This is a genomic window from Tildeniella sp. (assembly GCF_059505325.1).
In genome coordinates this window covers 12,013-34,144 of the sequence record NZ_JCACKI010000039.1, presented here as the reverse complement: position 1 = coordinate 34,144, position 22,132 = coordinate 12,013, and the positions used below count along the sequence as shown (strand labels likewise).

The window sequence follows — 22,132 nt, the reverse complement described above, 5'->3', positions numbered from 1 at the left end:
CTTAGTGGCTACCAGATCCCCGACTTTTCCAAAAAGTCGGGGATCTCAATCCGGCTATGCGTTGATGTTGGCGATCGTACGACTTTGCTTATGAACGATCAGCGTGAGCCTAAACTAAGAAAAGCTGTATCGCATCATTCAAGCATGTCTCTTCAAGTCTATGGCATTCCCAACTGTGGCACCTGCAAGAAAGCCTTTAGCTGGCTGGACAGCAACAGTGTCGCGTATGACTTCATCAACACGAAGGAGAACCCGCCCGATCAAGCGCTCATCCAAAGCTGGGTCGAGGCGATCGGTGCCAAACCCATGCGAAACACGTCTGGTCAGTCTTACCGCGCTCTAGGGACTACCAAAGATGATTGGACAGATGCACAATGGGTAGCGGCATTTGCTAACGATGCCATGCTGCTCAAGCGTCCCCTTTTTGTCAAAGATGGCACGGCTGTCATGGTCGGCTTCAAAGACAAGCCCGAAGTCATTCGTGAAAAATTGGGACTGTGATGATCAAGCACCTACCGCTCTTTGGCTGCGAACACAGGTCAGGGAATTGACAAAGCGCTAATAAAAATCTCGTTCTTTAGGCGAATCAGCGATTACGAGTAATGCTAAACTGCCTCCCCGATACCCTGTACCCTAGTGGTTGTACCTTACTCTCTAACTCACGATGGCATTGGTAGATTTCCAGATTTGCGATCGCGATCTCTCTGAACAACAGCTTGCAGGCTATTTGCAGGCAGAGTCGATCGCGGTTGACACAGAGACGATGGGACTACTGCCTCAGCGCGATCGACTTTGCTTGGTGCAACTCTGCAATCCCCTCGACCAAGTGACCGTCGTGCAGATTGTCCGTGGACAAACCGATGCACCGAACCTTAAGCGGCTACTAGAAGCTGAAAGCAGTGTGAAAGTCTTTCATTTCGCTCGCTTTGATGTGGCGACGTTGCAATACCATTTAGAAATCAGTGTCAACCCGCTTTTCTGCACAAAAGTTGCCAGCAAGCTTGCTCGTACCTATACACCCAAACATGGGCTGAAAGACCTGGTGCAGGAGCTTGAGCAGGTTGAACTCGACAAAAGCGCTCAAAGCTCGGACTGGGGCAACGCAGCCAATTTATCGCCCGAACAGCTCCGCTACGCTGCGAATGATGTCCGCTATTTACTCAGCGCTCGTCAGAAGTTGATCATGATGTTGAAGCGCGAAGAACGGTGGGAACTGGCGCAGCAGTGCTTTCAGTGCATTCCGACGATCGCCAAGCTCGACCTGCTGCAATATCAAGGCTTGTTTGAGCATTGATGTTGGACGGTAGAGCGGTCGCCCTTAGCAACAATCTTCCCTGCTTCAAACAACGTTCCATCACGTTTGACCAAGAGCAACTGGCTTCAAACGTCCCTATGCCGCTGTTAAAATAGCCGTATGAGCCAACAACGCCTTGAACCTCAACCCGGACAGGAATCCGTTTGGGATTATCCACGTCCGCCTCGACTGGAAGTTACCCACAAGCACATCCAGATTATTTTTAATGGTGTCACGATCGCCGACACACATCAGGCACAGCGCGTCTTAGAAACCAGTCATCCTCCGGTTTACTACATTCCACTTGATGATATCAAGCAGGAATACCTCATCAAAAGCACACGATCGACCTTCTGTGAATGGAAAGGGCACGGTGCCTACTACAGTCTCGCCGTCAACGAGAAGCGAGTTGATGATGTCGCCTGGTACTATCCTGAACCAACGCCTGCCTTTGCAGCGATCGCCAACTACGTCGCGTTCTATCCAGCACCAATGGATGCCTGCTACGTTGATGGCGAGAAAGTAGAGCCACAGCCCGGAAACTTCTATGGTGGCTGGATCACCAGCGATATCGTGGGACCGTTCAAAGGCTCGTTAGGAACATGGGGCTGGTAGAAAGGCAACAGGACAGCATTTCCTTAGCGTTGCCTTTTCCCGCTGTCATCGCCTTCAGCTAAAGTCGTTTTTCCAGGTACTGACCAATCATCTGTTGCTCTCCCGCACGGGAGATGATGGTTTGGCGAGTACGGTAGTTTTGCCCAACGAGCTTCAGCTCTTCCTCAAACACAGACCCTTTGTATTCTGTCCGTAAGCAAAGCGTCAACGGGTTAGGGAAGTAGAATGTGGCTGAAACTGGTTTAGTCGTGGCAAACCCACGATCGCGATACAAGATTGATCCAGACGCACCAAACACGGTAGAACCCTCCGATTGTGGCTTGCCGGTCGCCGAATCATGGCTGTCCCAAAGAACTTCAGCACCGCAACTCAGCAACGCTGCATCAACACCATGTAGAGATGCCAAATGACATAGCTCAGGGCTGTTTTGCTCTAAAAATCGAATGGTAATCAAGCTCACGACTTCCTTAGTTTCTCCATCTGGGAGAGTGTAGTAGCGTCGCTCGGATTTCCAACGCCCTGCTGATTGCCGAAAAAAGTCAGCAATGAGGGACACCTCAGCCGTTTGGGTTGCATGCAGTAAAGAAGTCACTTTGTTCAATCCTCACTCAAAGCGTAAACAACGTTTTTGTACCGAATTGCAGATTGTTCAGCACTCCCATTTGTTACTTTTCTTAATGTAACACTTCGTCACCATCTAGCCTCTGCCGAAAGTGCATCATCTTGCAGCCAGACAGTACAGGTTGTAGCTCAAGATACACCTGTTTCGCCCAGTATGCGTTTATGTACACCAAGCGGTTCATCAGCCGTTTGCTGTCTCGCTGCTTACTGTTCTAACCATTTGCAAACAGATTCACTACCCCCTCAAGGGTACTTTTGAGTCATTCAACCTGGGCAAATCATTGGGTGCCTGCTATTCCGTTACTGGTTAACCGCCCGCCCTTCGCGGTAGCCCTTTAGATCGATCGGTTGCTGTAAATCGAGCGATGCGTCGTCCAAGCGGAATCTCAAGTGACTTCCTTCTACCACAATGTCACCTAAAGCAGTTGTGACATACAGCTTGCCCTGGCGAAACCGCAGCACTTGCTTTAGCTCAGAACGAGAGCCATCGTCCAACGCGTCTCGTTTGCTCAAGAAGGCAGGCGGTATAGATACAGGCTGCTGCTCTTTGTGAGCAATGCTAGGTTGAAGTGGTGAGTTTAACGGTTGTAGCGATCGGGCGGGTACTGGCGAAATCTGTAGTTCGGCGCTATCGGGTCGTGATGGAGGCAGTTGACGCAGCCATGTAAGCTGCTCACTACTCTCAAACGAAACCTCGCTCACCAAAGTCGTAACGAACAGTGAACCCTGACTACAAACAATATTGCGAATGGGGTACCAGGTGTCGCGGACAAAAATAAGTATGTCCATATAGATGCCCTGACTACTTCTCTTGCGGGCAGTTCTCCACCATTCTTTCCACAACACGTTTGCTGTAGCGTAGGTTGCTTCATAGCCTGACGGAATTTCGTCTGCCCGGTACTGCTCGAAGCCCGATTGGTCGCCCACCCCTGCGACTGGAACAAATCGACGGGCAAGCAGGATCTGACGCATAGTGGCGCTGTAGTCGGTTTGTTGCCGTAGCAAGACGGTTTGACGGCTGCCACTCCGCTTCATTGTGGCAATTAACCCTCCCCGTTTTGCCATTAACTGCACACTGTTGAACGCAGGTTCGATTCTCAGTTTTTGGTTCGCCGCTAACGTCGCTTCGCCGCTGATAAATTGCTGCATTAACGTAATGTCATCGAGTATGTGCATGATTCAAAAGATGCTGTGAATAGTGATGCATTACGGGCAACCAGGGTGAATTTCACCCTGGTCAGGCGCTTGACAGAGGACAAAAAGATGGACGAAGCAACGTGCGATCGAAGCGAGTGGGCTAACCCTTTGTCAAGGGGGCAAGGCAAAAAACTGAATTGAACGTCTCTTATTCCGGTTATGGGGCGGTTACCTTGTGAGGACTTTAAGCAGTCACCTTTAAAGCGCAACGTGACAGTCTATTACCCACAGTGGCGGCACAGTCCTGCCATTCAGGCAACGGCTAAAGGCATCAGAACTGACGCATTTTGACCAAAACCTCGGAGGTTTAAGCGACTACATTGGTGACGATGCTTGGTGAAAACCTCGGAGGTTTGCATCAGCCCCAGGTATTTCAGAGCGCGACTGTATGACTACGTTGGTTTTCATCAGCACCACAGGCAAACGCCAATGTGTGCAAACGTTCAATCGACCAACATTTGTTTTGAGGGCTGTATGGAGAGCCTTGAGGCGACGGCAAGGTCACAGCTCTGATAACGCCCTAAGTTTTACAGATTTGCCTAGTGTCGGGGCTGCTTACAAGGCGATCGGCTGCTTTTTAAGTCAACGACGGACGGCGTTACGGCTCATAGAACGACTGAGAGAGACATTTGAACGTTCTTGTAGCCTGCTAGGTGGGGGCACCATGCTTGCTGCGTTGCTACTAATGGTTCGTTCGAGAAGGTTTCAATGCCAGTAGATCGATCACCCAAGAACCGTTATTCCCTATAGGTAGAATCATAGTAAGGTTGCGGAATCGTCGGCAGCATCTTTATCGAGTCTTTGAAGAACGGGACGGCTTTCTAAGCAAGAGATGAAGTTGACAGAAACAAAGCTCTTAGGCAGCAAGCCAGCCAAGCTTTAACAGCGTAAAAGCAGTGTAGTTTTAGCCCAGGTAGGCTTTTCTGACTTGATCATTGGTCAATAGCTGGTCAGCAGCGCCTGTGAGGGTAATGCGTCCAGCTTCCAAGACATAACCACGATCGGCGTGTTGCAGCGCCAGAGTAGCGTTTTGCTCTACTAGCAGAATGGTAACGTCGGTCGCATGAAGGTTTTGAATGATAGTGAAAAGTTCACGGACGATCGCGGGTGCAAGTCCTAAGCTGGGTTCATCGAGCAGCAGCAGTTGAGGGCGGCTCATGAGGGCACGGGCGATCGCCAGCATTTGCTGTTCCCCGCCACTAAGGGTACCTGCCAATTGATCACGACGTTCTGCAAGACGTGGAAAGGTAAGAAACTGTTGTTCGATATCAGCTTTGATGCCGAGGCGATCGGAGCGGGTGTAAGCGCCTAGCTGCAAATTGTCGAGCACAGTTTGGCGTGCCAAGATCCTGCGCCCTTCGGGGCTATGGGCGATGCCTAATTTGACCACCGTATGAGCTGGTTCGCGGGTAATATTCCGCCCCTTGTACATAATTGAACCATCACCAATGTTGAGCAGGCGGGAAATCGCTTTGAGTGTTGTAGTTTTGCCTGCGCCGTTTGCTCCAATGAGCGTGACAATTTCGCCCCTGTTGATTTCTAGATCGATCGCCTGCAACGCCTGAATGCCGCCATAGTTCACGCTAAGCTTTTGGATTTCGAGCAAGGGGATGGACATGAGGGCAGAGGGCAGAGGGCAGAGGGCAGAAGAAGAGTGAGTTATTCAGCGCCTAGATAGGCTTCGATGACGGCTGGATCGGTTCTGACTTGGGCTGGCTCGCCCAAGGCAATGAGTTGTCCAAAGTCGAGCACAGCGATGCGATCGCACAAGCCCATGACGAGCGGCACATGATGCTCGATCAGCAGTATGGTCAAGTTGAACTGGTCACGAATTTGTCGGATAAAGTCACTGAGCTGATGCTTTTCGTTGGGGTTCATGCCAGCGGCGGGTTCATCGAGTAGCAAAACTTGCGGTTGTAGTGCCAGGGCGCGGGCGATTTCGAGACGACGTTGGTTGCCGTAAGCGAAGTTCTGAGCTGGTTCGTCAGCGCGATCGCTCAGCCCCACTAGCTCCAGTAGTTCCATCCCCCTCTGGCGAATTGTCCGCTCCTCTTGAGGTGCTGGCGGCAACCCCAACACTCCAGTGAATACGCCACTTCGGCTATGCACATGCTGAGCAATCATCACATTTTCTAGCGCGGAGAGGTTACCAAACAGCCGAATATTTTGAAAGGTTCGAGCAATCCCCTTCGTTGCTACCTGATGCGGACGCAAGCGAGAAATTTCTGTCCCTTGGTAAAGCATTTGTCCATTGGACGGTGGGATCAACCCTGTAATCAAGTTGAAGAAGGTTGTCTTACCTGCTCCGTTGGGACCAATCAACCCAAAGATTTCGCCTTTGTTGACGGTAAAGGAGACATCGTTGACGGCAATAAGTCCGCCAAAGCGTCGAGTCAGTCCTTTTGCTTCAAGTGCCAAATCACTTTTGAATTCTGGGCTAACATTGACAGGTTCCGTTTGAGGCATGGAGTAGTGAGGGAAAAGCACAATTGACCGCAGATGCTTTCATTGTCTCCGATCGCGCCCAATTTTCGATCTTGAACTGAAAATTAGCTCACGGCTCCTCGTTATGACACTTACCAGCATTTTTCCTGCGATCGGTCTTAGCATTCTGTTCTTTGGGGCTGCAAAATTAGTTGTCAGCCGCTCAGTTTTTTATCAATCAGCTATTCAGACTGCTAATAAAGCACAGTTTAAAGCATTAGATGGCTTAAGGGGTTTCTTAGCGTTGGGAGTGTTTTTTCACCACGCGGTTGTGAGTTATCAGTATTTTCAGCTTGGCATTTGGCAATCAGCACCATCAAACGTGTATGCCTTTTTGGGACAGGGAGCGGTTGTTTTCTTTTTTATGATCACCGGATTTTTATTCTGGTCAAAGATCATAGTTGAGCCTAAATTTAATATCAAGCGTTTCTACATCAGGCGAGCATTAAGAGTGTTGCCAGCTTATTGGTTTTCACTTGCTATCATGATTCTGATCGTTCTGATCATGTCCAATTTTTCACTAAGGGTTAGTCTGCCAAGATTCTTGCTGCAAGTTGGTAGTTGGCTGATTTGTGGCATCTATGGTTTCTCTGATGCTGACAAGGTTCTGTTTCCTGATATAAACTATGGCTCCGTTGGCTTGATTAATGCTTCAGTGCAGTGGACATTGAGGTACGAGCTACAGTTCTATCTCTTGCTGCCGCTGCTTGCCTGGTTTGTGAAGCCTTTGAGGTTTATAGGATTATTCGTTGCATTGCTTGCGTGCATTCTGTTGACACGTTACTTCCCGCTGCTAACGTTGATGAACTTTATGTTTGGCATGGCGGCGGCTTATCTGGTGAAACGGTTTGAGTCGAAAAAATGGTTTCTCGATCGACGAGTGTCGCTAGGTATTATTTTTCTCTTGGCGGCGATTCCCCTTTTGATTCCACAACCTTATATTTCAAATCAGTGGGCGATCGTGCTCATTTTTTGTGCCTTTGTCTTCATTGCTAGTGGTAATGATCTGTTTGGTTTGCTGACTGCACCTGCATCTAAATATCTTGGCACTATTAGCTACAGCGTTTATCTGCTGCATGGCATTGTTCTTTTTTGCGTCTTACGGCTTGTCAATCTGGTCTATCCCATTAAGGGAATGCACCCGCTTTATTTCTGGGTGTTGGCAGGTGTTTGTGGCTTGCTTGTAATTGGCTTGTCAGGCATTACTTACCGCTTTATCGAGCACCCTTTTCTACAATTAAAGCCATCATCAAGTGCTGTGAAAAAACCAGACATTATTCAAACGAACTTCTACTCGGCTAAAAAGTGAATACTACGCTGTGATGATAGCTTGGTATTTTTATACTCTCTGTCGTCGTTTGCGTGGTTTAAACAGGTTCAGAGTCACCAATCCTTGAGGAAAGAAGACAGTGCCGATCACAATCAGAAGACCAAATAAAATGAGGCGACCATCACGTAGAAACTGAGCCAACCACAGGGGTAGCCCGGGAGTGTCAGCGGCAGCACGCAGAATTTCTGGTAAAGCGGTGAAGACCATACCACCTATAACAGGACCAACGACCGTTCTGGAGCCGCCGATCAGTACAAACGTGAGGTAGATGATGCTGGCATCAAAGGTGCCTTGACGGGTATTCCAGGTGTTGAGGAAGTGGGCACTGACAGCACCGACAATGCCTGCCAGCATAGCACCCAGCGCAAACGCCAACACTTTGTAGTAAGTCGGGTTGATACCCATGGCATCGGCGGCGAGTTCGTCTTCGCGAATGGCAATGAAGGCGCGACCAACCCGGATATTTTCTAGCCGATAGACAAAGGCGATGCTGATTACTATTAAGGGCAGGACGATCCAGAGATACTCGATCGCCGTCTGAAACGGTTGAGGAATGCCGAAAATACCAACAGCGCCGCCTGTGATGTCCAGATTTAGCGCCAGAATGCGGAGAATTTCGACAAAGGCAATGGTGGCGATCGCCAGATAAATGCCCCGTAACCGCAAGGCTGGAATGCCTACCACGATTCCCACTAAGCCACAAATGACTCCAGCAAGAAGCATTTCTAACAGCAGGAGGGGGATGGGAAAGCTGCCCTCTATTTTAAAGACCTGGGTGGATAAGATGGCGGCAATGTAACCACCCAGCGCATAAAAGCCGGGACTGGCTAACGACAGTTGTCCCGCCATCAAAGGTAGATAGAGTGATAGACCTAACATTGCTCCCAATAGCATGGAGACGATGAGAAAGCCGTAGGTGGAAAGAAAATCGGGCATTTGTAAGGGAGTTTTGGGAATGCTAACAGAAGAGTTTGAGACAGGAGAATAGAGGATGAACCGCAGAGACGCGGAGGCGCAGAGTTTCAGTGAGTTGACACGGCAGACGATCGGGTCGTGTATTGAGGTGCATCGTCATCTTGGTCCGGGATTGTTAGAGTCTGCTTATGAACACTGTCTCTGTCATGAATTGTCGTTAGTGGGTCTGGTGTTTGAGCGACAAAAACCTTTGCCAGTCGTCTATAAGGGTGTGCGGCTAGATTGCGGGTATCGCCTGGATTTGGTGGTAGAAAGCAGATTAATTCTGGAACTGAAAGCCGTTGAAACGCTTTTACCAATCCACGACGCGCAACTATTAACCTATCTCAAACTCTCTCGATTAACGCTGGGATTGCTGATCAACTTCAACGTCCCCGTCCTAAAAAGTGGTCTAAAGCGGATCGCCAACAACTTCCAAGAATCCTCAGCGTTCTCTGCGCCTCAGCGGTGATATCAAACCGCAGAGATGCAGAGTTCGTTTGGCTTTAGACGACAAAGCGAACAAACTTGTTTTTGCCGAGTTGCAAGACTTTGCCAACCAGATCGTCTGGCGCATCGAAGGTGCGATCGACTGCATCAACCTTCTCACCATCTAACCGCACGGCACCACCTTGAATCTGCCGTCGTGCATCGGAACTGCTTTTACACAACCCACTGGTGCTGACCAAAAAGAAGAGCTTGGCAGGAAACTGCACGGAGGACAAGGAAAACTCTGGGACGGTATCAGCCTGGGACGTATTGCCTTGTGTGAGCGCGATCGCATCTTGCTGTGCCTGTTTTGCGGCTGCTTCACCGTGATATTGAGTGACGATCGTCAACGCCAGCAGTTTCTGTGCTTCGCGGGGATTGTCGGGAAGTTGGTCGATCGATAAATCGGTCAGCAGTTCAAAGTACGATTTCAACAGCGTATCAGGTGTTTTCTCTAGCTTGGAGTACATCGTGAGCGGGTCTTCTGATAGCGCCACATAGTTGCCAAGCGATTTCGACATCTTCTGTACGCCATCGGTGCCCAGCAAAATCGGCACCAGTAGCCCAAATTGAGGGCGCAGACTAAAATGACGCTGGAGATCTCGACCGATCGCAATGTTGAATTTCTGATCGGTGCCACCCAGTTCCACATCGGATTCAATCGCCACAGAATCATAGCCCTGCATCAACGGATAGAGAAATTCGTGCAGGTAAATGGGGTCGCCCTTGTCGTAGCGCTCCGAAAAGCCCTCTTTTGCCAGCATTTGCCCGACGGTTGTGGTCGCCAGCAGTTGCAGAATCTTGCTCAAATCCAGGTTGGACAACCACTCCGAGTTGTAGCGAATTTCTAAGCGTCCTGGCGTGTCAAAGTCCAGAATGGGGCGCACTTGCTTGAGATACGTCTGGGCATTGGCGCGAACCTCGTCTGCGCTCAACTGGCGACGTACTTCGGATTTGCCTGTAGGGTCGCCAATGCGGGCAGTGAAATCACCGATGATTAAAACAGCCGTGTGACCAACATCCTGGAACGATCGTAGCTTTCGCATGGCAATACTGTGCCCCAAATGGATATCGGTGCCTGTAGGATCGATGCCCAGCTTGATACGGAGGGGGCGATCGCTCTGCGCCCACCGCTGTGTCAGATTTTCCTCACTGCTAGAGGACTCCGCCTGATTGGGGAAAATCTCGCTAACGCCGCGCCGCAGCCAGGATTGATTAGACATCGTATGCAAGGGTTGCTCAGACACAGGATTATGGCTCAATTGATCGCATGTTGTTTGCCATTAATTTAACTCGGTTTGTCATCCGTCCCGTAGTTATGATGTTAACGTTGCTGCTAAAGCCATGCTGATACCTTCGTTTAAGGCATGAATAGTATGATTGGGTACTTGTGCAGCGCGATTTGAAAGTCGCACATGCAAGCCCTGCCCGTTCAATCGTTGTAAGGATCTAAAGTCGTCGTGGCATCCAATACTCTTCAACAACGCAAACAACCTGGCGCGCCAGAGACGATCTATCAGGTCGTCAAAACCGTTGGCAAAGTGACAGGCGGCATGGTGCTTGGTGTGGCAATGCTGTCGAGTTCGGTGGTAGCAGGTGGATTGGTTGGTTTAGCCATCAGCTTTCGCAATTTGCCCGATGTTCGCATCCTTCGCAGCTATGTGCCCAGCGAAACTACTCATATTTACGATGTCAAAGGCGCACTGCTAACGAGCATCCACGGTGAAGCAAACCGAGAAGTGGTGCCGCTCGATAAAATTTCTCCCGATTTGAAGCGAGCAGTACTGGCGATCGAAGACAGCTACTTCTACTCCCATCATGGCGTGAATCCGGGTGCTGTCCTGCGAGCCTTTTTAGCCAACTGGCATCAGGGCGAAACGGTTGAAGGCGGCTCTACGCTGACGATGCAGCTAGTCAAAAACCTGTTCCTCACGCCCAAACGCGCCTTTAGCCGCAAAGTGGCAGAATCAGTGCTGGCATTACGGCTGGAGCAAATCTTCTCAAAACAGCAGGTGTTTGAGATGTACATGAACCAGGTGTACTGGGGGCACAATACCTACGGGGCTGAGACTGCTGCTGAGAGCTACTTTGGTAAATCGTCTGCCGACCTGACACTAGCCGAATCTGCCATGATGGCAGGGCTGATTCAGGCACCTGAGAGCTTGAGTCCGTTTATTGACTATAAAGCTGCAAAGCGGCGACAGGCAATCGTGCTTCACCGCATGAAAGAACTGAACTGGATCACACCCCAACAGGAAGCCGCTGCCCGTAAGCAAACCATCAAACTGGGCAAAATCACGTCTTTTCAGGGCAGTACGATTCCCTATGTCACTGAAGCCGCAGTGCAGGAGTTGACGAAGCGGTTTGGGAAGGATGCGGTGCTCAAAGGTGGTATGCGTGTGCAGACAACGGTGGACACGAAGCTACAGCGTCTTGCTGAAGATGTGGTGAAACGAGGACATGCAAATCTAGTGAACCAGGGCATCTATGCCGATCAGATGGCGCTCGTAGCGGTTGACCCGCGCACCCATTTTGTGAAAGCAATGGTAGGCGGGGTCAATTACCGCAAGAGCCAGTACAACCGAGCAATGCAATCGCTGCGACAGCCCGGTTCTGCCTTTAAGCCGTTTGTTTACTATACGGCGTTCGCGTCTGGTCGCTACAGCCCTGATTCCACGATCGCCGATACACCCGTCAGCTATCCCGATGGCTACGAGTACTACTCGCCCCAGAACTATGACAATTCGTTTCACGGTCCCATGCCCATTCGGACGGCGCTGGAGCAATCCCGCAATGTGCCAGCAGTACGGCTTGGGCAAGAAGTGGGGCTGAATAAGGTCATTGACGTGGTACGCACGATCGGCATTCGTAGCCCGATCGAGCCTGTCGTTTCCTTACCACTTGGTGCCGTTGATCTGACCCCTTTAGAAATGGCTGGCGCTTACGCAACCTTTGCCAGCAACGGCTGGTATTCTGAGACGACGCTTATTGTGCAGGTGACGGATAGCACAGGCAATATCTTGCTAGATAACACGCCCAAACCGCAACTGGTGCTCGATCCGTGGGCAACGGCAGCGCTGACAAACGTCTTGCAAGGAGCCGTCGATCGCGGTACAGGTGCATCGGCAAGGCTCGATCGTCCTGTGGCTGGCAAGACGGGCACAACATCTTCTGAGCGCGACATCTGGTTTGTGGGCTACGTGCCTCAGCTAGCAACCGCGGTCTGGGTGGGCAATGATGACTATCGCCCGATCGGTAAAGGCGCAACGGGTGGTGGCTACGTTGCTCCAGTGTGGCGCGACTTTATGCAGCAAGCGTTGCAAGGGGTTCCGGTTGAGAACTTTCGATCGCCCACCGAATTTAACCGACCCTGAAACCAGTTGTTAGTGATTGGTTTTTAGTTTTTAGACAATCTTTCTAGCAACTAAAAACCAACAACCAAAAACTGTTACAGCGTTTTCTCTACATCCGCTTTCATCCGTTCCAGAGTCCTGTTCATCTGCTCGAACATTTGCTGGGGTGTCATACCAAACTGACCAAGCTGTGTGCGGAGTTGCTCTACTGTCATCTGAGCCATGAAGTCTTCCGACAGTTCAAAGCGCTTCATAAAGATACGGTAGCGATCCATAATCGCTTCCATCTGCTCAATGAACAGCTTTTTACCCTCACGATCGAACTTGCCATAGTCAGATCCAAGCGCCATCAACGATTGATAGTCTTCAAAGAGCTGCTTGGCTTCTTGCTGTACGATTTCAGAATCAAAAAATCCCATCGCTTCAAATCTTCACTAATGACTTTTACTGGAGCAATTACCGCTCGCCGGGTCTTTTAAACACAAAGTTTTCTAAACACGGGTCTTCTAGACACGACTATCTTAATTCAATGACCTGGTGTATTTAAACCGTTGGTAAGTAGGGGTTTCACTACCTGAAGGCTGAAGTGTAGCTGAATCGGACGGTGGCGATGTTGTAAGTGTGGCGAACGATCGTAACAAGGCTCAAGACGCACACCTCGCTTATAACGCGCACTCATCGACAACATTCACAAAGCTCGATGATCTTCGTTTGTAATGTCAGCAGTTCATCAGCTCCTCGTTTGAGGCTGGCTTCCAGGTCTAGCAACAAGGGCAGCGTTTGCAGGAGTGTTTGGGCTGACAGCGATTCGACCTCTTTTTGAAGAAAATAGAGGCGCTTTGGGTTTCTGAGTTCTGCGGCTTGAGCGATCGCCTGTTCATTCCGCTCGCCTGCTTCCCGCATCACTTTAATCCAGACCCAGGTGCGAAACTGCGTAACCAGGCTACTAACGATGCGGAGGGCGGGTTCGTTCTGGCGGAGCAGGTCGGCGATCAGGTCAAGCGCTTGAGCCGTTTGCCCCTGACGGATGGCAGCGGCTAACTGGATTGTGCTCTGGCTGCTGGCTGTAACGAGGGTGGCGATCGCGGCTTCATCGATCGGCTGTTTTGAGTTGCCGACATAGAGCCGCAGTTTTTCTAACTCACTATGCAGTTGACGGGTATCGTTGCCAACCAGGTCTGCCAGCAATTCTGCACCGTGCGCTGTCAGCTTGACACCACTCTCTTGGGCAACTTGCTTCACCTGCTTCACCAATAAATCGGTTTTCCAGGTAGGAATCAGCCCAAACTCCTGGATAGTGGCGTACTTTTGCAGCAGCTTGGTCGATTTCAAGCGACTATCAGGTTTGCTACCCGTTGTCAGCAGCAGCGTTGTGGTTTCGGGAAGCTCCGGTAGGGTACGTTCCAGTTCGCTCAGGAGGGCTTCTGGGCATCGCTGGCAAAGTGACGTGTCTGCCAGCCAAACGAGACGGTTAGCCGCGCCAAAGGGTGGTGTCATCGCTTGATTCAGGCATTGCCTGATACCATCGGGTTGGTCAGCAGTAATTTTGTCATAGTTAAAGCTGCTCCAGACGGGATCAAGCAACTGTCGGTGGAGTGCCGTTGCTGCCTCGGCGATCGCAAAATCATCCTCGCCCCAGTAAAGGTAAATTGGCATTTAGAATACCTCCTGCTGTCGCCTGTAATTGTATTGTCCTAAGGCGCGTCATCAATTAACGGTCAAAAGCCTACGGCATCAGTCTGACCGCGCCCGCCCCAAAAAGCAGGCTAGGAGCTGTAGACTTGCCATTATCAGGACTCTGATTGTAATTGATGACAGCCCCTAGCAATCCTGTCAGACTGGATTTAGATTATGGTGGGAATCAAGTCCTCCTGGAGACGAAGCATCACAGGCAAGCCCTCGCATCATCAATAGTGAGCAGATCATGTAGAGGGTTCCTGACACAGCCAGTCATAGATATGATTAAGTAACCTTGAGAGGCGATCGACATTGGACGAGAACTACCAAACTTACCTGAATCGGGCTGTACGTTTGACCTTACCGGAAACGTATCGCTCCCAGGTGCAGCATCTTCAGGAATCTCCCAAGTTTCAGCTAGAGGCAGCAAAAGGGCGACAACCCGCTCCGTTTCCTGGCTATACGATTGTGACACCACCAGGGAAAGAGGACGCAAAAAACGCTGCGTTGCACGAAAGCCTGACGCAGTATCAACAGCAGCTTTTACATAAACTGGGTGCAGAACTATTTGTGCCAGTGCCGCCCGCAAGTTTTCATATGACGCTTGCAGACTTGATCTGGGACAACGCCTATCGTGATGCCAGTCAAGAAAAGCCTGAGTTTGAGGTGCAGCTTCAAGACCAGATTGCGACGATCTTTCGTCAATCCCACGCGATGACCGAGGGCAAACCGCTACAGTTTCAGGCGTTAGGTCTCATGGTGATGCCACGAGCGATCGCGGTCTGCCTCGCACCAGCAGATGAACACTCGTATGATCGTGTGCTCAAACTCCGTCGTGCCGTCTTCCAAAATTCTGATCTGATTGGACTGGGTATTGAACAACAGTACTACTTTACGCCTCATATTACCTTGGGTTACTTCGGCTCCATTCCATCACCCGAAGCATTGGTTGAGTTGGGCGACAGTTTTGTGCAGCTCAACCAGCAATGGCTAGAGCAAGAGACAAAGGCGTTTTGGGTCGATCGAGCTGAGTTACGCAAGTTTGACGACATGACCCACTATTATCGCAAGCCTGATTGGGCAATGTTTGAGTTTTGAGCGGGCTGGCAATAGTGAGGGGTAGGCGATATCAAGGCTTTACGGCAGCGAACGCGCGATCGCATCAGGGGCAATGGCTTCAATTTTGGGGCACACCGCAGACTTATTTCCGTCACTACAATTAATGCCCAGTAGTTTCTAATACAGCCAAGGCTTGAACTTCTGACTGAGAGGGTTAAGCAATGCGTTCTTGAAAGTCAGCTTCGTCACTCATTAGCGATAAGTTGCAAACTCGCTGCTGTTTACCAACCGTTCTAACTTTAACAAGCGCTAACTCAGTTTTAAATCCTTGCTCATTGCTGGAACTTATCGCGTCTAAAATAATTCAAAGCTTATTGAAACCTCTCGTGTGCTAGTTTTTGCAGTGTCACACACAACTATGATGCAACGTTCTGTTAGCCTTTTACGACCTTCTCTCAATACCGTTACACGACTTTTCCTTATAAGCGCACTCTCGACGGTGGGCTTAGTTGCCAGTGATGCTTCACACTTGATGCGGCGATCGACTTGGAACCTCAGCAATGCTGCGTATGCCCAAGCCAGTGCGCCTCAGGTGAGCCAGTATGCCCGCGCTGCTTTTTACATTGAGCAACAGCGCCAGCAAGACTATGCTGAGGCAAAAAAAATTATGAGTGGCAACGTGCCAGAGGATGTCTGTCGGCAGCAGAACATTCCCTCGGCTGTCCAGGATATCTGTGGTCGCTTCCTCAAGCGCTCCGCCGAGATTATCAAGGAAAACGGCTTGACCATCTCTCAATTCAACGACATCACACGCCGTAAAGAAGGCGATCCTAACCTTCAGCAGCAAATTCAAAGCGAGTTGCTAAAGCTACAAAAGACAACGCCCTAGTAGTCTGTGGCGTAAATCTAGCCACCCTTCCGTAGCGCAGTCGCCTCGACTGCCAGCAGGCAAGATGCATGCCCTACGGTTGCCGAACTTCCGCCTGTACTAGTTTAAGTCGGCTCGGCGATCGAGTTGATGACGTGAATCGCGTACTAAAGTCGTAAAAAGTGATGTTTGATACTCACTGAGTGTCCATGATTCTGTAAACCCTTATTGTGAGCACAGTAATGGCTTAAACCTTTGACTAAAGACTCTGGATTATTGACTGGAACCGATTTGAGTTTGCGATCGGGCTATGTAATCTAGAGCCTTACGTTAGAAGTCCAGCGCCCATTGCTGTATTCTGACAACAGCGCAATCAGTAGGAGGTTTGCATGAGTGGACTCGGCGGTTTAAACAAGTCACCCGATGGTGTCGTCCTCGGCTTGGTGCAGCTACAACTGCCCACTGTCGTTACCCCCGACGATCTATCAGCGCAAACTCAGCGCCTTGTAGCGATGGTTGCCAAAGCACGGCGCAACATGCCAACGATGGATCTGGTCGTTTTTCCAGAATATGCGCTGCACGGTCTGTCGATGGATACCAATCCAGAGATTATGTGCCGCTTGGATGGACCCGAAGTGCAGGCGTTTAGCGCTGCCTGTCGAGAGCACAAAATCTGGGGCTGTTTTTCCATCATGGAGTACAACCCTCACGGCAACCCTTATAACAGCGGCATTATTCTAGACGACAAGGGCGAACTGAAGCTCTACTACCGCAAGCTGCATCCTTGGGTGCCGGTCGAACCGTGGGAACCCGGCAATTTGGGCATTCCTGTTTGTGAAGGACCGAACGGCAGCACACTAGCGCTCATCATCTGTCACGATGGCATGTTTCCTGAAATGGCGCGTGAATGTGCCTACAAAGGCGCTGATATTATGCTGCGAACGGCAGGTTACACGGCACCCATCCGTCATTCCTGGCAAATTACCAATCAGGCGAACGCGTTCTGCAACCTGATCTATACAGCGTCGGTCTGTATGTGTGGGTCAGACGGCTCGTTTGACTCAATGGGCGAAGGCATGATTGTCAACTATGACGGCGTGCCGATCGTGATGGGAACAGGTCGCCCCAATGAAATCATTACCGCAGAGGTGCGCCCGAAACTGCTTCAGGAAGCTCGCCGCCATTGGTCAGTTGAAAACAACATCTACCAGTTTGGGCATCGAGGCTACGTTGCTGTCAAAGGCGGCGCACAGGACTGTCCCTACACGTACATGCAGGATTTAGTGAACGGTGCATACCGTCTGCCCTGGGAAGAGGAAGTCGTTTACACGGACGGCACTTCCTGCGGCTTCCCTGCGCCGACCCGGACGTATGAGACTGCTCCACTAGCGGCGAACACACCTGAGAAACTGCTTGCCGTCGATCGCGCTGAGGGTTAGGGGCTGAGAGTGGCTGAGTCATAAACATCGCGCTGAGTTCAGCACTGATGTATAGGAGCGTACCGCTGCACAAAGCACTTCTTCTGGAGATTAATAATGGGACGCTATGTTACTTCAGAGCCGTATCCGTATCCGTTCAATGGCGACCTGCGCCCAGAGAACACCGTTTTTCTGATCATCGACATGCAGACCGATTTTTGCGGCATCGGAGGCTATGTCGATCAGATGGGTTACGATTTGTCGCTGACGCGGGCACCGATCGCCCCGATCAAAACAGTGCTGGATGTGATGCGATCGCAGGGCTTCCACGTCATGCATACCCGCGAAGGGCATCGTCCCGATCTCGCAGATTTGCCAGCAAACAAACAGTGGCGATCGCGCCAGATTGGTGCAGGCATTGGCGATCCAGGTCCCTGCGGTAAAGTGCTGGTGCGCGGCGAAGCAGGCTGGGACATCATCCCCGAACTGGCTCCTCTACCAGGCGAACCCATTATCGACAAACCGGGTAAAGGCTCCTTCTACGCCACCGATCTAGATTTGCTTTTGAAACGTCAAGGCATTCAGAACATTTTGCTGGCAGGTATTACTACTGATGTTTGTGTGCATACCACCATGCGCGATGCGAACGATCGCGGCTACGAGTGCCTCCTGCTCTCTGACTGCACCGCTGCTACTGACCACGGCAACCATCTCGCAGCCCTCAATATGGTCAAAATGCAAGGGGGCGTGTTTGGAGCGGTCGCCAATTCTCAAGCGCTGCTGGCAGCCATCCAATAGTTGTTGGTTGTAAGAGCCTCAGCTTCTTGAAGAAGTTGAGGCTCTTACATTTGCCCTCAAAACTAACTGGTGGCAGAAATTTGGGTCACAGTCAGAGCAAGTTCGGGAAAAGTGGGAAAAAGCACCCGTCGATCGCCGCTGTAGCAGCCCGCTTCTCGATAATTGTTTTGTTCTAAAACCAGCACCGTCAATGTCTGCGCCTCTGGGTCAACAATGACATATTCAGGAATGCCAACTGCCGCATACTGAGCACGTTTACGGACATAATCCCGATGGCGGTTTGTTTGCCCCGGACTGACCACTTCCAGCACAAAACGAGGCGGCGGCATTTCTAAGGTAATGGTGTTGCGCTTTTCGATCAACCGCAGATGCTCGTCGCTTAAAATCACTAAATCAGGATAACGGTTTGCTGCATCACCTCGCTCCAAAACAGGAGTTTGGACTTCGCAGCAATAGGGTTTGATGTGGGTGAAGGGAACGTCGATCGCTAGCAAGTGCGCCACTACAAACATCACAATACTGCTATTCAACCCAGCTTCCGGTGGCAATTCGATTAACTCTCCATCAATCAGTTCCGCAGGGCACTCAAGCTCACACGCGTCCAGCGTGAGGTAGTCTTCAAAAGAGAGTTTGGTGTATGTCATTGCGATCGCCCCGTGCGTGTCATGCTCCAAGTACCTTATTTTAGTGCGATCGCCTCAGCCGCTTACAGCTTCACATCTTTCAGGTTCTTGCGTGGATCAAAGCTGCGGTTGGAGCGGATTTTTTCGTAGTATTCACGTTCGATCGCGCTGATCTCTTTAGGAGTAGCAATCACAACGCGAACCATCTGATCCGTCCGATCGCCTTTCGGATTCCGCCAACCCTTGCCTTTTAGCCGCAGCGATTGACCAGAGCGGATGCCAGCCGGAATATTAACTGTTACGGTGCCGTCTGGCGTAGGTACTTCGATTGGGGCACCTAGAACCGCTTCATCCGGCGCGATCGCCACTTCGCAGACAAGATTATCGCCCTCAAACTGGAAAAAGGCGTGAGGCGCGATCGCCACCATGAGATACAAATCACCACGCTGCCCAGGAGCATAGGAACTGCTCCGCCCTTTCCCTTTGATCCGAATCCGGCTACCTGGCTTGGCACCAGGAGGAATGCGCACTTCAAACTCCTCGCTGCCCAAAACCAGGCGCTTTTGCGCCCCGCGAAACGCATCCGCAAGCGTTAACGTAATAGTGGCTTCTGCATCCAGTCCTGTACCGCTTGAGTCGTACCCAGAAAAATCACCAAATCCACCAGGGGCACTTCTTGATGTACGGGCACCCGTTCCAGAACGCCCAAAACCAGGGTCATTGCCCATCCGACCCAGCAGTTCGTTGATGAACTCGTCGAAGTTGCGGTATTGCCCAAATTCAAAGTTATCAAAGTCACTGCCAGCACGAGGCTGGGAGCCAAAGGGAGAGCCACCCTGCCCTGCTTGCTTCCAATACTGACCAAACTGGTCATATTTCTGCCGCTTCTCTGGATCTGACAAAACCTCGTATGCCTCGCTGACTTCCTTAAAGCGAGCCTCAGCCGCTTTGTCTCCGGGGTTCATATCCGGATGATACTTCCGCGCCAGCTTGCGATAGGCTTTTTTCAGCTCATCGGCATTGACGGTTTTAGCCACTCCCAGAATGGCGTAATAGTCTTTGAAATCAGTCGCAGCCATTCATCCTTCTCCTCTGAGGATTCAGCCTATTTCTCTAAGTACGTCTGAGCAACGGTTTCAGGGTGAGATGTTCTCGGTATGACTCGTAGCAAAGCATGAAGCATCCGCGTTCCTTCTACTCTACACCCCGTATTCAAACCAGTTCTTGCTGCCTTGACGTTCTTTTCACGTCTAATCTACCAAAAACGTCGAGTTCAGTGGGTGCGGCTCCTGCAACGGTTGAGGGCGCAATTGCCGTACTCTATGGTTCACCGTTGTCACTCAGTTCAATGTCATTCAGTTCAATTAGTCGATCGCACCCATCATTAACACTCGGCGGGGCACCGACTAAACAACGGTGCATTCGCAGGATGACGGCATCAGGCACTTGGCGATCGCGCTGTTGATTGCGTTGCAGGCAGACTTCTAGTGGTGTGTTGACCCATACACTAACGATATCGGTAAAGCCATAAGCACGAGCAAGGGCGATCGCACGACAGCGATCGCGGCGAACCGCATTAGTCGCGTCATAAATCGCCTCCGATGCCTGTCTCATCGTGCGTTGTTGGGCTATCTGCTGAAATTGCCGACCCACTTCTCGCCAAACCTTGAGCCAGTGCCCTTGAGCCGCTTCGTCACCAAACAAGCGCGATCGAATCGCATCAGTCGAAACTAGGTGGCGCTGTGAACAAGCCTGCAACAGCATGGTGGCAAGTGACGATTTACCACTACCGGGTAGTCCGATGAGGATGACTAACCGGACAGACGAAGCCTCTAGTGGCGGCAGGCTAAGAGGGAGGGGGCGATCGCAAAAAGAAGACAAGAAGCAAGTCCTTACATACCCTTAGCTAAAAGCTGCGATCGATGATTTGCAAGCTCCGATCGAGAATCCCAGTCCTTAAATCACTGTGCCGTCTGGAATGACTGCATTCTTCAGCACCACCACAATGCCACTGCGAATGTAAAATCCCTGACTCTCTCGCTCTGCTTCTTGCACCCGATCTTTGTTGATAATCTGCACATTGCAACCAATGCGAGCATTCTTGTCGATGATGGCACGTCGAACGAAGGTATCAGCACCAATACCCAGAGGTACCTGGTCATTGTGGCAGTCGTCGCTGGACTGACGCTCAGCAAACGGCTGGTAGTAATCTGCGCCCATAATCAGCGTATCTTCGATCGTGCAACCCGCTTCCACACGCGATCGTACTCCCAGCACCGAATGGGTGATAGAGCAATTTTTCAGAATGCAGCCTTCGCTGATGATGGATTCCCGCACATGGCAGTCCAACAGCTTGCTGGGTGGCAAATAGCGCTGGCGAGTATAAATCGGTGCGTCTTCGTCGTAAAAGCTGAACGGTGGACGCGGCTGCTGCGTAAGCGCCAGGTTGGCATCGTAAAAGGACTCGATCGTCCCGATATCTTCCCAGTAATCGTTGAAAAGATATGCCTGGAGATTACATTCCTTCGACGAGGCTGGAATAATCTCTTTACCAAAATCGGTCTGCTCCGGAAAATCGCGCAGCAGTTTGACTAACGCTTCCCGCTTGAAGACATAAATGCCCATGGAGGCAATGTAGGGATTTTTTTTCGCCTCTTCTGGAGTTAGCCCCAAGATAGTAGTATCAACGCCCATCGCTGTTAAAGCATCGCCTTTGGGCTTCTCGCTAAAGTCGATAATGCGTCCAGCGTCATCAATCTTCATCAAACCAAAATCAGACGCTCGGCGATGATCCATTGGCACCACCGAAATGGTGACATCTGCCCCAGTCTCGCGGTGACGACGTATAAAATCGCCATAGTCCATCCGGTAAAGATGATCTCCTGACAAAATCAAATACTCATCCGCTTTCCATTCTTGAAACAGCCAAAGGTATTGCCGTACAGCATCAGCCGTACCCTGAAACCAGTTAGGGTTTTCTGGCGTTTGCTGAGCAGCCAGCACTTCGACAAAGCCCTCACTGAAGCCCGTCGTGAAATTGTACGCACGCGAAATATGGCGATTAAGCGAAGCAGAGTTGAACTGGGTCAGGACGTAAATCTTAAAAATGTCTGAATTGATGCAGTTACTAACTGGAATATCAATGAGACGATACTTACCCGCGATCGGCACAGCAGGCTTGGCGCGCAGCTTGGTCAATGGATAAAGACGAGTGCCAGCACCGCCTCCAAGAATTATGGCTAAAACTTTTTTCACAAGAAACCTCTCATCTTCCCACTCTGCTCCAAGTCTAGTGTGAGCCTGTATGGTTAAGTTTGCAAGGGCTGAAAGAAAGAAGATCAAAATTGTGGAT

23 protein-coding genes are annotated in these 22,132 nt (G+C 50.7%); 11 read left to right on the top strand and 12 right to left on the bottom strand.

Annotated features, from left to right (window positions below; translation table 11 throughout):
* The first annotated feature begins 144 nt into the window (after positions 1 to 144).
* The 3 genes from AC5JO6_RS14735 to AC5JO6_RS14725 all read left to right on the top strand — a co-directional run bounded on the left by AC5JO6_RS14735 (position 145) and on the right by AC5JO6_RS14725 (position 1,909).
* Complete coding sequence (locus tag AC5JO6_RS14735) at positions 145 to 501, top strand: Spx/MgsR family RNA polymerase-binding regulatory protein (RefSeq protein WP_496081825.1); 357 nt, start codon at positions 145 to 147, stop codon at positions 499 to 501.
* 163 nt (positions 502 to 664) lie between these two features.
* The gene (locus AC5JO6_RS14730; RefSeq protein WP_496081824.1) at positions 665 to 1,294 is read left to right on the top strand and encodes a ribonuclease H-like domain-containing protein; all 630 of its coding nucleotides are present in this window, start codon (positions 665 to 667) and stop codon (positions 1,292 to 1,294) included.
* A gap of 120 nt (positions 1,295 to 1,414) precedes the next feature.
* Positions 1,415 to 1,909 carry a DUF427 domain-containing protein gene (locus AC5JO6_RS14725; protein ID WP_496081823.1) on the top strand — a complete coding sequence of 165 codons (495 nt, stop codon included), beginning with the start codon at positions 1,415 to 1,417 and terminating at the stop codon, positions 1,907 to 1,909.
* Positions 1,910 to 1,967: 58 nt separating this feature from the next.
* On the opposite strand, the gene AC5JO6_RS14720 is transcribed toward AC5JO6_RS14725, so the two are convergent.
* Positions 1,968 to 2,501 carry a phycobiliprotein lyase gene (locus AC5JO6_RS14720; protein WP_496081822.1) on the bottom strand — a complete coding sequence of 178 codons (534 nt, stop codon included), beginning with the start codon at positions 2,499 to 2,501 and terminating at the stop codon, positions 1,968 to 1,970.
* A 329-nt stretch (positions 2,502 to 2,830) separates the two neighbouring features.
* Positions 2,831 to 3,706, bottom strand: coding sequence for a hypothetical protein (locus tag AC5JO6_RS14715; RefSeq protein WP_496081821.1), 876 nt, complete (start codon positions 3,704 to 3,706; stop codon positions 2,831 to 2,833).
* 180 nt (positions 3,707 to 3,886) lie between these two features.
* Between AC5JO6_RS14715 and AC5JO6_RS14710 the strand changes: the two genes are divergently transcribed.
* Positions 3,887 to 4,018, top strand: coding sequence for a hypothetical protein (locus AC5JO6_RS14710; protein WP_496081820.1), 132 nt, complete (start codon positions 3,887 to 3,889; stop codon positions 4,016 to 4,018).
* Positions 4,019 to 4,631: 613 nt separating this feature from the next.
* Here AC5JO6_RS14710 and AC5JO6_RS14705 read toward each other — a convergent pair.
* Complete coding sequence (locus AC5JO6_RS14705) at positions 4,632 to 5,345, bottom strand: ABC transporter ATP-binding protein (RefSeq protein ID WP_496081819.1); 714 nt, start codon at positions 5,343 to 5,345, stop codon at positions 4,632 to 4,634.
* Between the two features lie 41 nt (positions 5,346 to 5,386).
* Positions 5,387 to 6,193, bottom strand: coding sequence for an ABC transporter ATP-binding protein (locus tag AC5JO6_RS14700; RefSeq protein ID WP_496081818.1), 807 nt, complete (start codon positions 6,191 to 6,193; stop codon positions 5,387 to 5,389).
* A gap of 103 nt (positions 6,194 to 6,296) precedes the next feature.
* On the opposite strand from AC5JO6_RS14700, the gene AC5JO6_RS14695 reads away from it, so the two are divergent.
* Positions 6,297 to 7,520: an acyltransferase family protein gene (locus AC5JO6_RS14695; protein WP_496081817.1), complete on the top strand. Its 1,224-nt coding sequence runs from the start codon at positions 6,297 to 6,299 to the stop codon at positions 7,518 to 7,520.
* A gap of 30 nt (positions 7,521 to 7,550) precedes the next feature.
* Here the strand turns inward: AC5JO6_RS14695 and AC5JO6_RS14690 are convergent, their stop codons facing one another.
* Positions 7,551 to 8,477, bottom strand: coding sequence for a branched-chain amino acid ABC transporter permease (locus AC5JO6_RS14690; protein WP_496081816.1), 927 nt, complete (start codon positions 8,475 to 8,477; stop codon positions 7,551 to 7,553).
* 55 nt (positions 8,478 to 8,532) lie between these two features.
* On the opposite strand from AC5JO6_RS14690, the gene AC5JO6_RS14685 reads away from it, so the two are divergent.
* Entirely contained in the window at positions 8,533 to 8,967 is a 435-nt protein-coding gene (locus AC5JO6_RS14685) for a GxxExxY protein (RefSeq protein ID WP_496081815.1), read from the top strand.
* A 34-nt stretch (positions 8,968 to 9,001) separates the two neighbouring features.
* On the opposite strand, the gene tyrS is transcribed toward AC5JO6_RS14685, so the two are convergent.
* On the bottom strand, positions 9,002 to 10,207 hold the full coding sequence (gene tyrS / locus AC5JO6_RS14680; RefSeq protein ID WP_496081814.1) for a tyrosine--tRNA ligase: 1,206 nt from the start codon (positions 10,205 to 10,207) through the stop codon (positions 9,002 to 9,004).
* A gap of 237 nt (positions 10,208 to 10,444) precedes the next feature.
* Here tyrS and AC5JO6_RS14675 point away from each other — a divergent pair, with 237 nt between their 5' ends.
* A complete protein-coding gene (locus AC5JO6_RS14675; protein WP_496081813.1) occupies positions 10,445 to 12,358 on the top strand; it encodes a transglycosylase domain-containing protein in 1,914 nt (637 codons plus the stop codon).
* A gap of 74 nt (positions 12,359 to 12,432) precedes the next feature.
* Here the strand turns inward: AC5JO6_RS14675 and AC5JO6_RS14670 are convergent, their stop codons facing one another.
* Together AC5JO6_RS14670 and holA are read right to left on the bottom strand one after the other, a co-directional pair.
* The gene (locus AC5JO6_RS14670; RefSeq protein WP_496081812.1) at positions 12,433 to 12,756 is read right to left on the bottom strand and encodes a DUF1825 family protein; all 324 of its coding nucleotides are present in this window, start codon (positions 12,754 to 12,756) and stop codon (positions 12,433 to 12,435) included.
* Between the two features lie 256 nt (positions 12,757 to 13,012).
* Positions 13,013 to 13,993: a DNA polymerase III subunit delta gene (gene holA / locus AC5JO6_RS14665; protein WP_496081811.1), complete on the bottom strand. Its 981-nt coding sequence runs from the start codon at positions 13,991 to 13,993 to the stop codon at positions 13,013 to 13,015.
* Between the two features lie 333 nt (positions 13,994 to 14,326).
* On the opposite strand from holA, the gene AC5JO6_RS14660 reads away from it, so the two are divergent.
* From AC5JO6_RS14660 to biuH, 4 genes are all read left to right on the top strand, one after another.
* On the top strand, positions 14,327 to 15,112 hold the full coding sequence (locus tag AC5JO6_RS14660; RefSeq protein ID WP_496081810.1) for a DUF1868 domain-containing protein: 786 nt from the start codon (positions 14,327 to 14,329) through the stop codon (positions 15,110 to 15,112).
* A 379-nt stretch (positions 15,113 to 15,491) separates the two neighbouring features.
* On the top strand, positions 15,492 to 15,962 hold the full coding sequence (locus AC5JO6_RS14655) for a DUF4168 domain-containing protein (protein ID WP_496081809.1): 471 nt from the start codon (positions 15,492 to 15,494) through the stop codon (positions 15,960 to 15,962).
* 368 nt (positions 15,963 to 16,330) lie between these two features.
* Positions 16,331 to 17,380, top strand: a complete 1,050-nt coding sequence (locus tag AC5JO6_RS14650) for a formamidase (RefSeq protein WP_496081808.1) — start codon at positions 16,331 to 16,333, stop codon at positions 17,378 to 17,380.
* A 96-nt stretch (positions 17,381 to 17,476) separates the two neighbouring features.
* Complete coding sequence (gene biuH / locus AC5JO6_RS14645) at positions 17,477 to 18,157, top strand: biuret amidohydrolase (RefSeq protein WP_496081807.1); 681 nt, start codon at positions 17,477 to 17,479, stop codon at positions 18,155 to 18,157.
* A 62-nt stretch (positions 18,158 to 18,219) separates the two neighbouring features.
* Here biuH and AC5JO6_RS14640 read toward each other — a convergent pair whose 3' ends face one another.
* The 4 genes from AC5JO6_RS14640 to AC5JO6_RS14625 form a co-directional block, all read right to left on the bottom strand.
* Positions 18,220 to 18,801, bottom strand: a complete 582-nt coding sequence (locus AC5JO6_RS14640) for a Uma2 family endonuclease (RefSeq protein ID WP_496081806.1) — start codon at positions 18,799 to 18,801, stop codon at positions 18,220 to 18,222.
* Positions 18,802 to 18,863: 62 nt separating this feature from the next.
* Positions 18,864 to 19,859 (bottom strand): DnaJ C-terminal domain-containing protein, encoded by a 996-nt coding sequence (locus AC5JO6_RS14635; protein WP_496081805.1) that lies wholly within the window; start codon positions 19,857 to 19,859, stop codon positions 18,864 to 18,866.
* Between the two features lie 241 nt (positions 19,860 to 20,100).
* Positions 20,101 to 20,661 (bottom strand): AAA family ATPase, encoded by a 561-nt coding sequence (locus AC5JO6_RS14630; protein ID WP_496081804.1) that lies wholly within the window; start codon positions 20,659 to 20,661, stop codon positions 20,101 to 20,103.
* Positions 20,662 to 20,736: 75 nt separating this feature from the next.
* Positions 20,737 to 22,035: a glucose-1-phosphate adenylyltransferase gene (locus AC5JO6_RS14625; RefSeq protein WP_496081803.1), complete on the bottom strand. Its 1,299-nt coding sequence runs from the start codon at positions 22,033 to 22,035 to the stop codon at positions 20,737 to 20,739.
* Between the last annotated feature and the right edge of the window lie 97 nt (positions 22,036 to 22,132).

Coding starts and splice junctions, on each gene's coding strand:
- AC5JO6_RS14735 (WP_496081825.1), top strand. CDS start 145: ATGTCTCTTCAAGTCTATGGCATTCCCAACTGTGGCACCTGCAAGAAA.
- AC5JO6_RS14730 (WP_496081824.1), top strand. CDS start 665: ATGGCATTGGTAGATTTCCAGATTTGCGATCGCGATCTCTCTGAACAA.
- AC5JO6_RS14725 (WP_496081823.1), top strand. CDS start 1,415: ATGAGCCAACAACGCCTTGAACCTCAACCCGGACAGGAATCCGTTTGG.
- AC5JO6_RS14715 (WP_496081821.1), bottom strand. CDS start 3,706: ATGCACATACTCGATGACATTACGTTAATGCAGCAATTTATCAGCGGC.
- AC5JO6_RS14710 (WP_496081820.1), top strand. CDS start 3,887: ATGGGGCGGTTACCTTGTGAGGACTTTAAGCAGTCACCTTTAAAGCGC.
- AC5JO6_RS14705 (WP_496081819.1), bottom strand. CDS start 5,345: ATGTCCATCCCCTTGCTCGAAATCCAAAAGCTTAGCGTGAACTATGGC.
- AC5JO6_RS14700 (WP_496081818.1), bottom strand. CDS start 6,193: ATGCCTCAAACGGAACCTGTCAATGTTAGCCCAGAATTCAAAAGTGAT.
- AC5JO6_RS14695 (WP_496081817.1), top strand. CDS start 6,297: ATGACACTTACCAGCATTTTTCCTGCGATCGGTCTTAGCATTCTGTTC.
- AC5JO6_RS14690 (WP_496081816.1), bottom strand. CDS start 8,477: ATGCCCGATTTTCTTTCCACCTACGGCTTTCTCATCGTCTCCATGCTA.
- AC5JO6_RS14685 (WP_496081815.1), top strand. CDS start 8,533: ATGAACCGCAGAGACGCGGAGGCGCAGAGTTTCAGTGAGTTGACACGG.
- tyrS (WP_496081814.1), bottom strand. CDS start 10,207: ATGTCTAATCAATCCTGGCTGCGGCGCGGCGTTAGCGAGATTTTCCCC.
- AC5JO6_RS14670 (WP_496081812.1), bottom strand. CDS start 12,756: ATGGGATTTTTTGATTCTGAAATCGTACAGCAAGAAGCCAAGCAGCTC.
- holA (WP_496081811.1), bottom strand. CDS start 13,993: ATGCCAATTTACCTTTACTGGGGCGAGGATGATTTTGCGATCGCCGAG.
- AC5JO6_RS14655 (WP_496081809.1), top strand. CDS start 15,492: ATGATGCAACGTTCTGTTAGCCTTTTACGACCTTCTCTCAATACCGTT.
- AC5JO6_RS14650 (WP_496081808.1), top strand. CDS start 16,331: ATGAGTGGACTCGGCGGTTTAAACAAGTCACCCGATGGTGTCGTCCTC.
- biuH (WP_496081807.1), top strand. CDS start 17,477: ATGGGACGCTATGTTACTTCAGAGCCGTATCCGTATCCGTTCAATGGC.
- AC5JO6_RS14640 (WP_496081806.1), bottom strand. CDS start 18,801: ATGACATACACCAAACTCTCTTTTGAAGACTACCTCACGCTGGACGCG.
- AC5JO6_RS14635 (WP_496081805.1), bottom strand. CDS start 19,859: ATGGCTGCGACTGATTTCAAAGACTATTACGCCATTCTGGGAGTGGCT.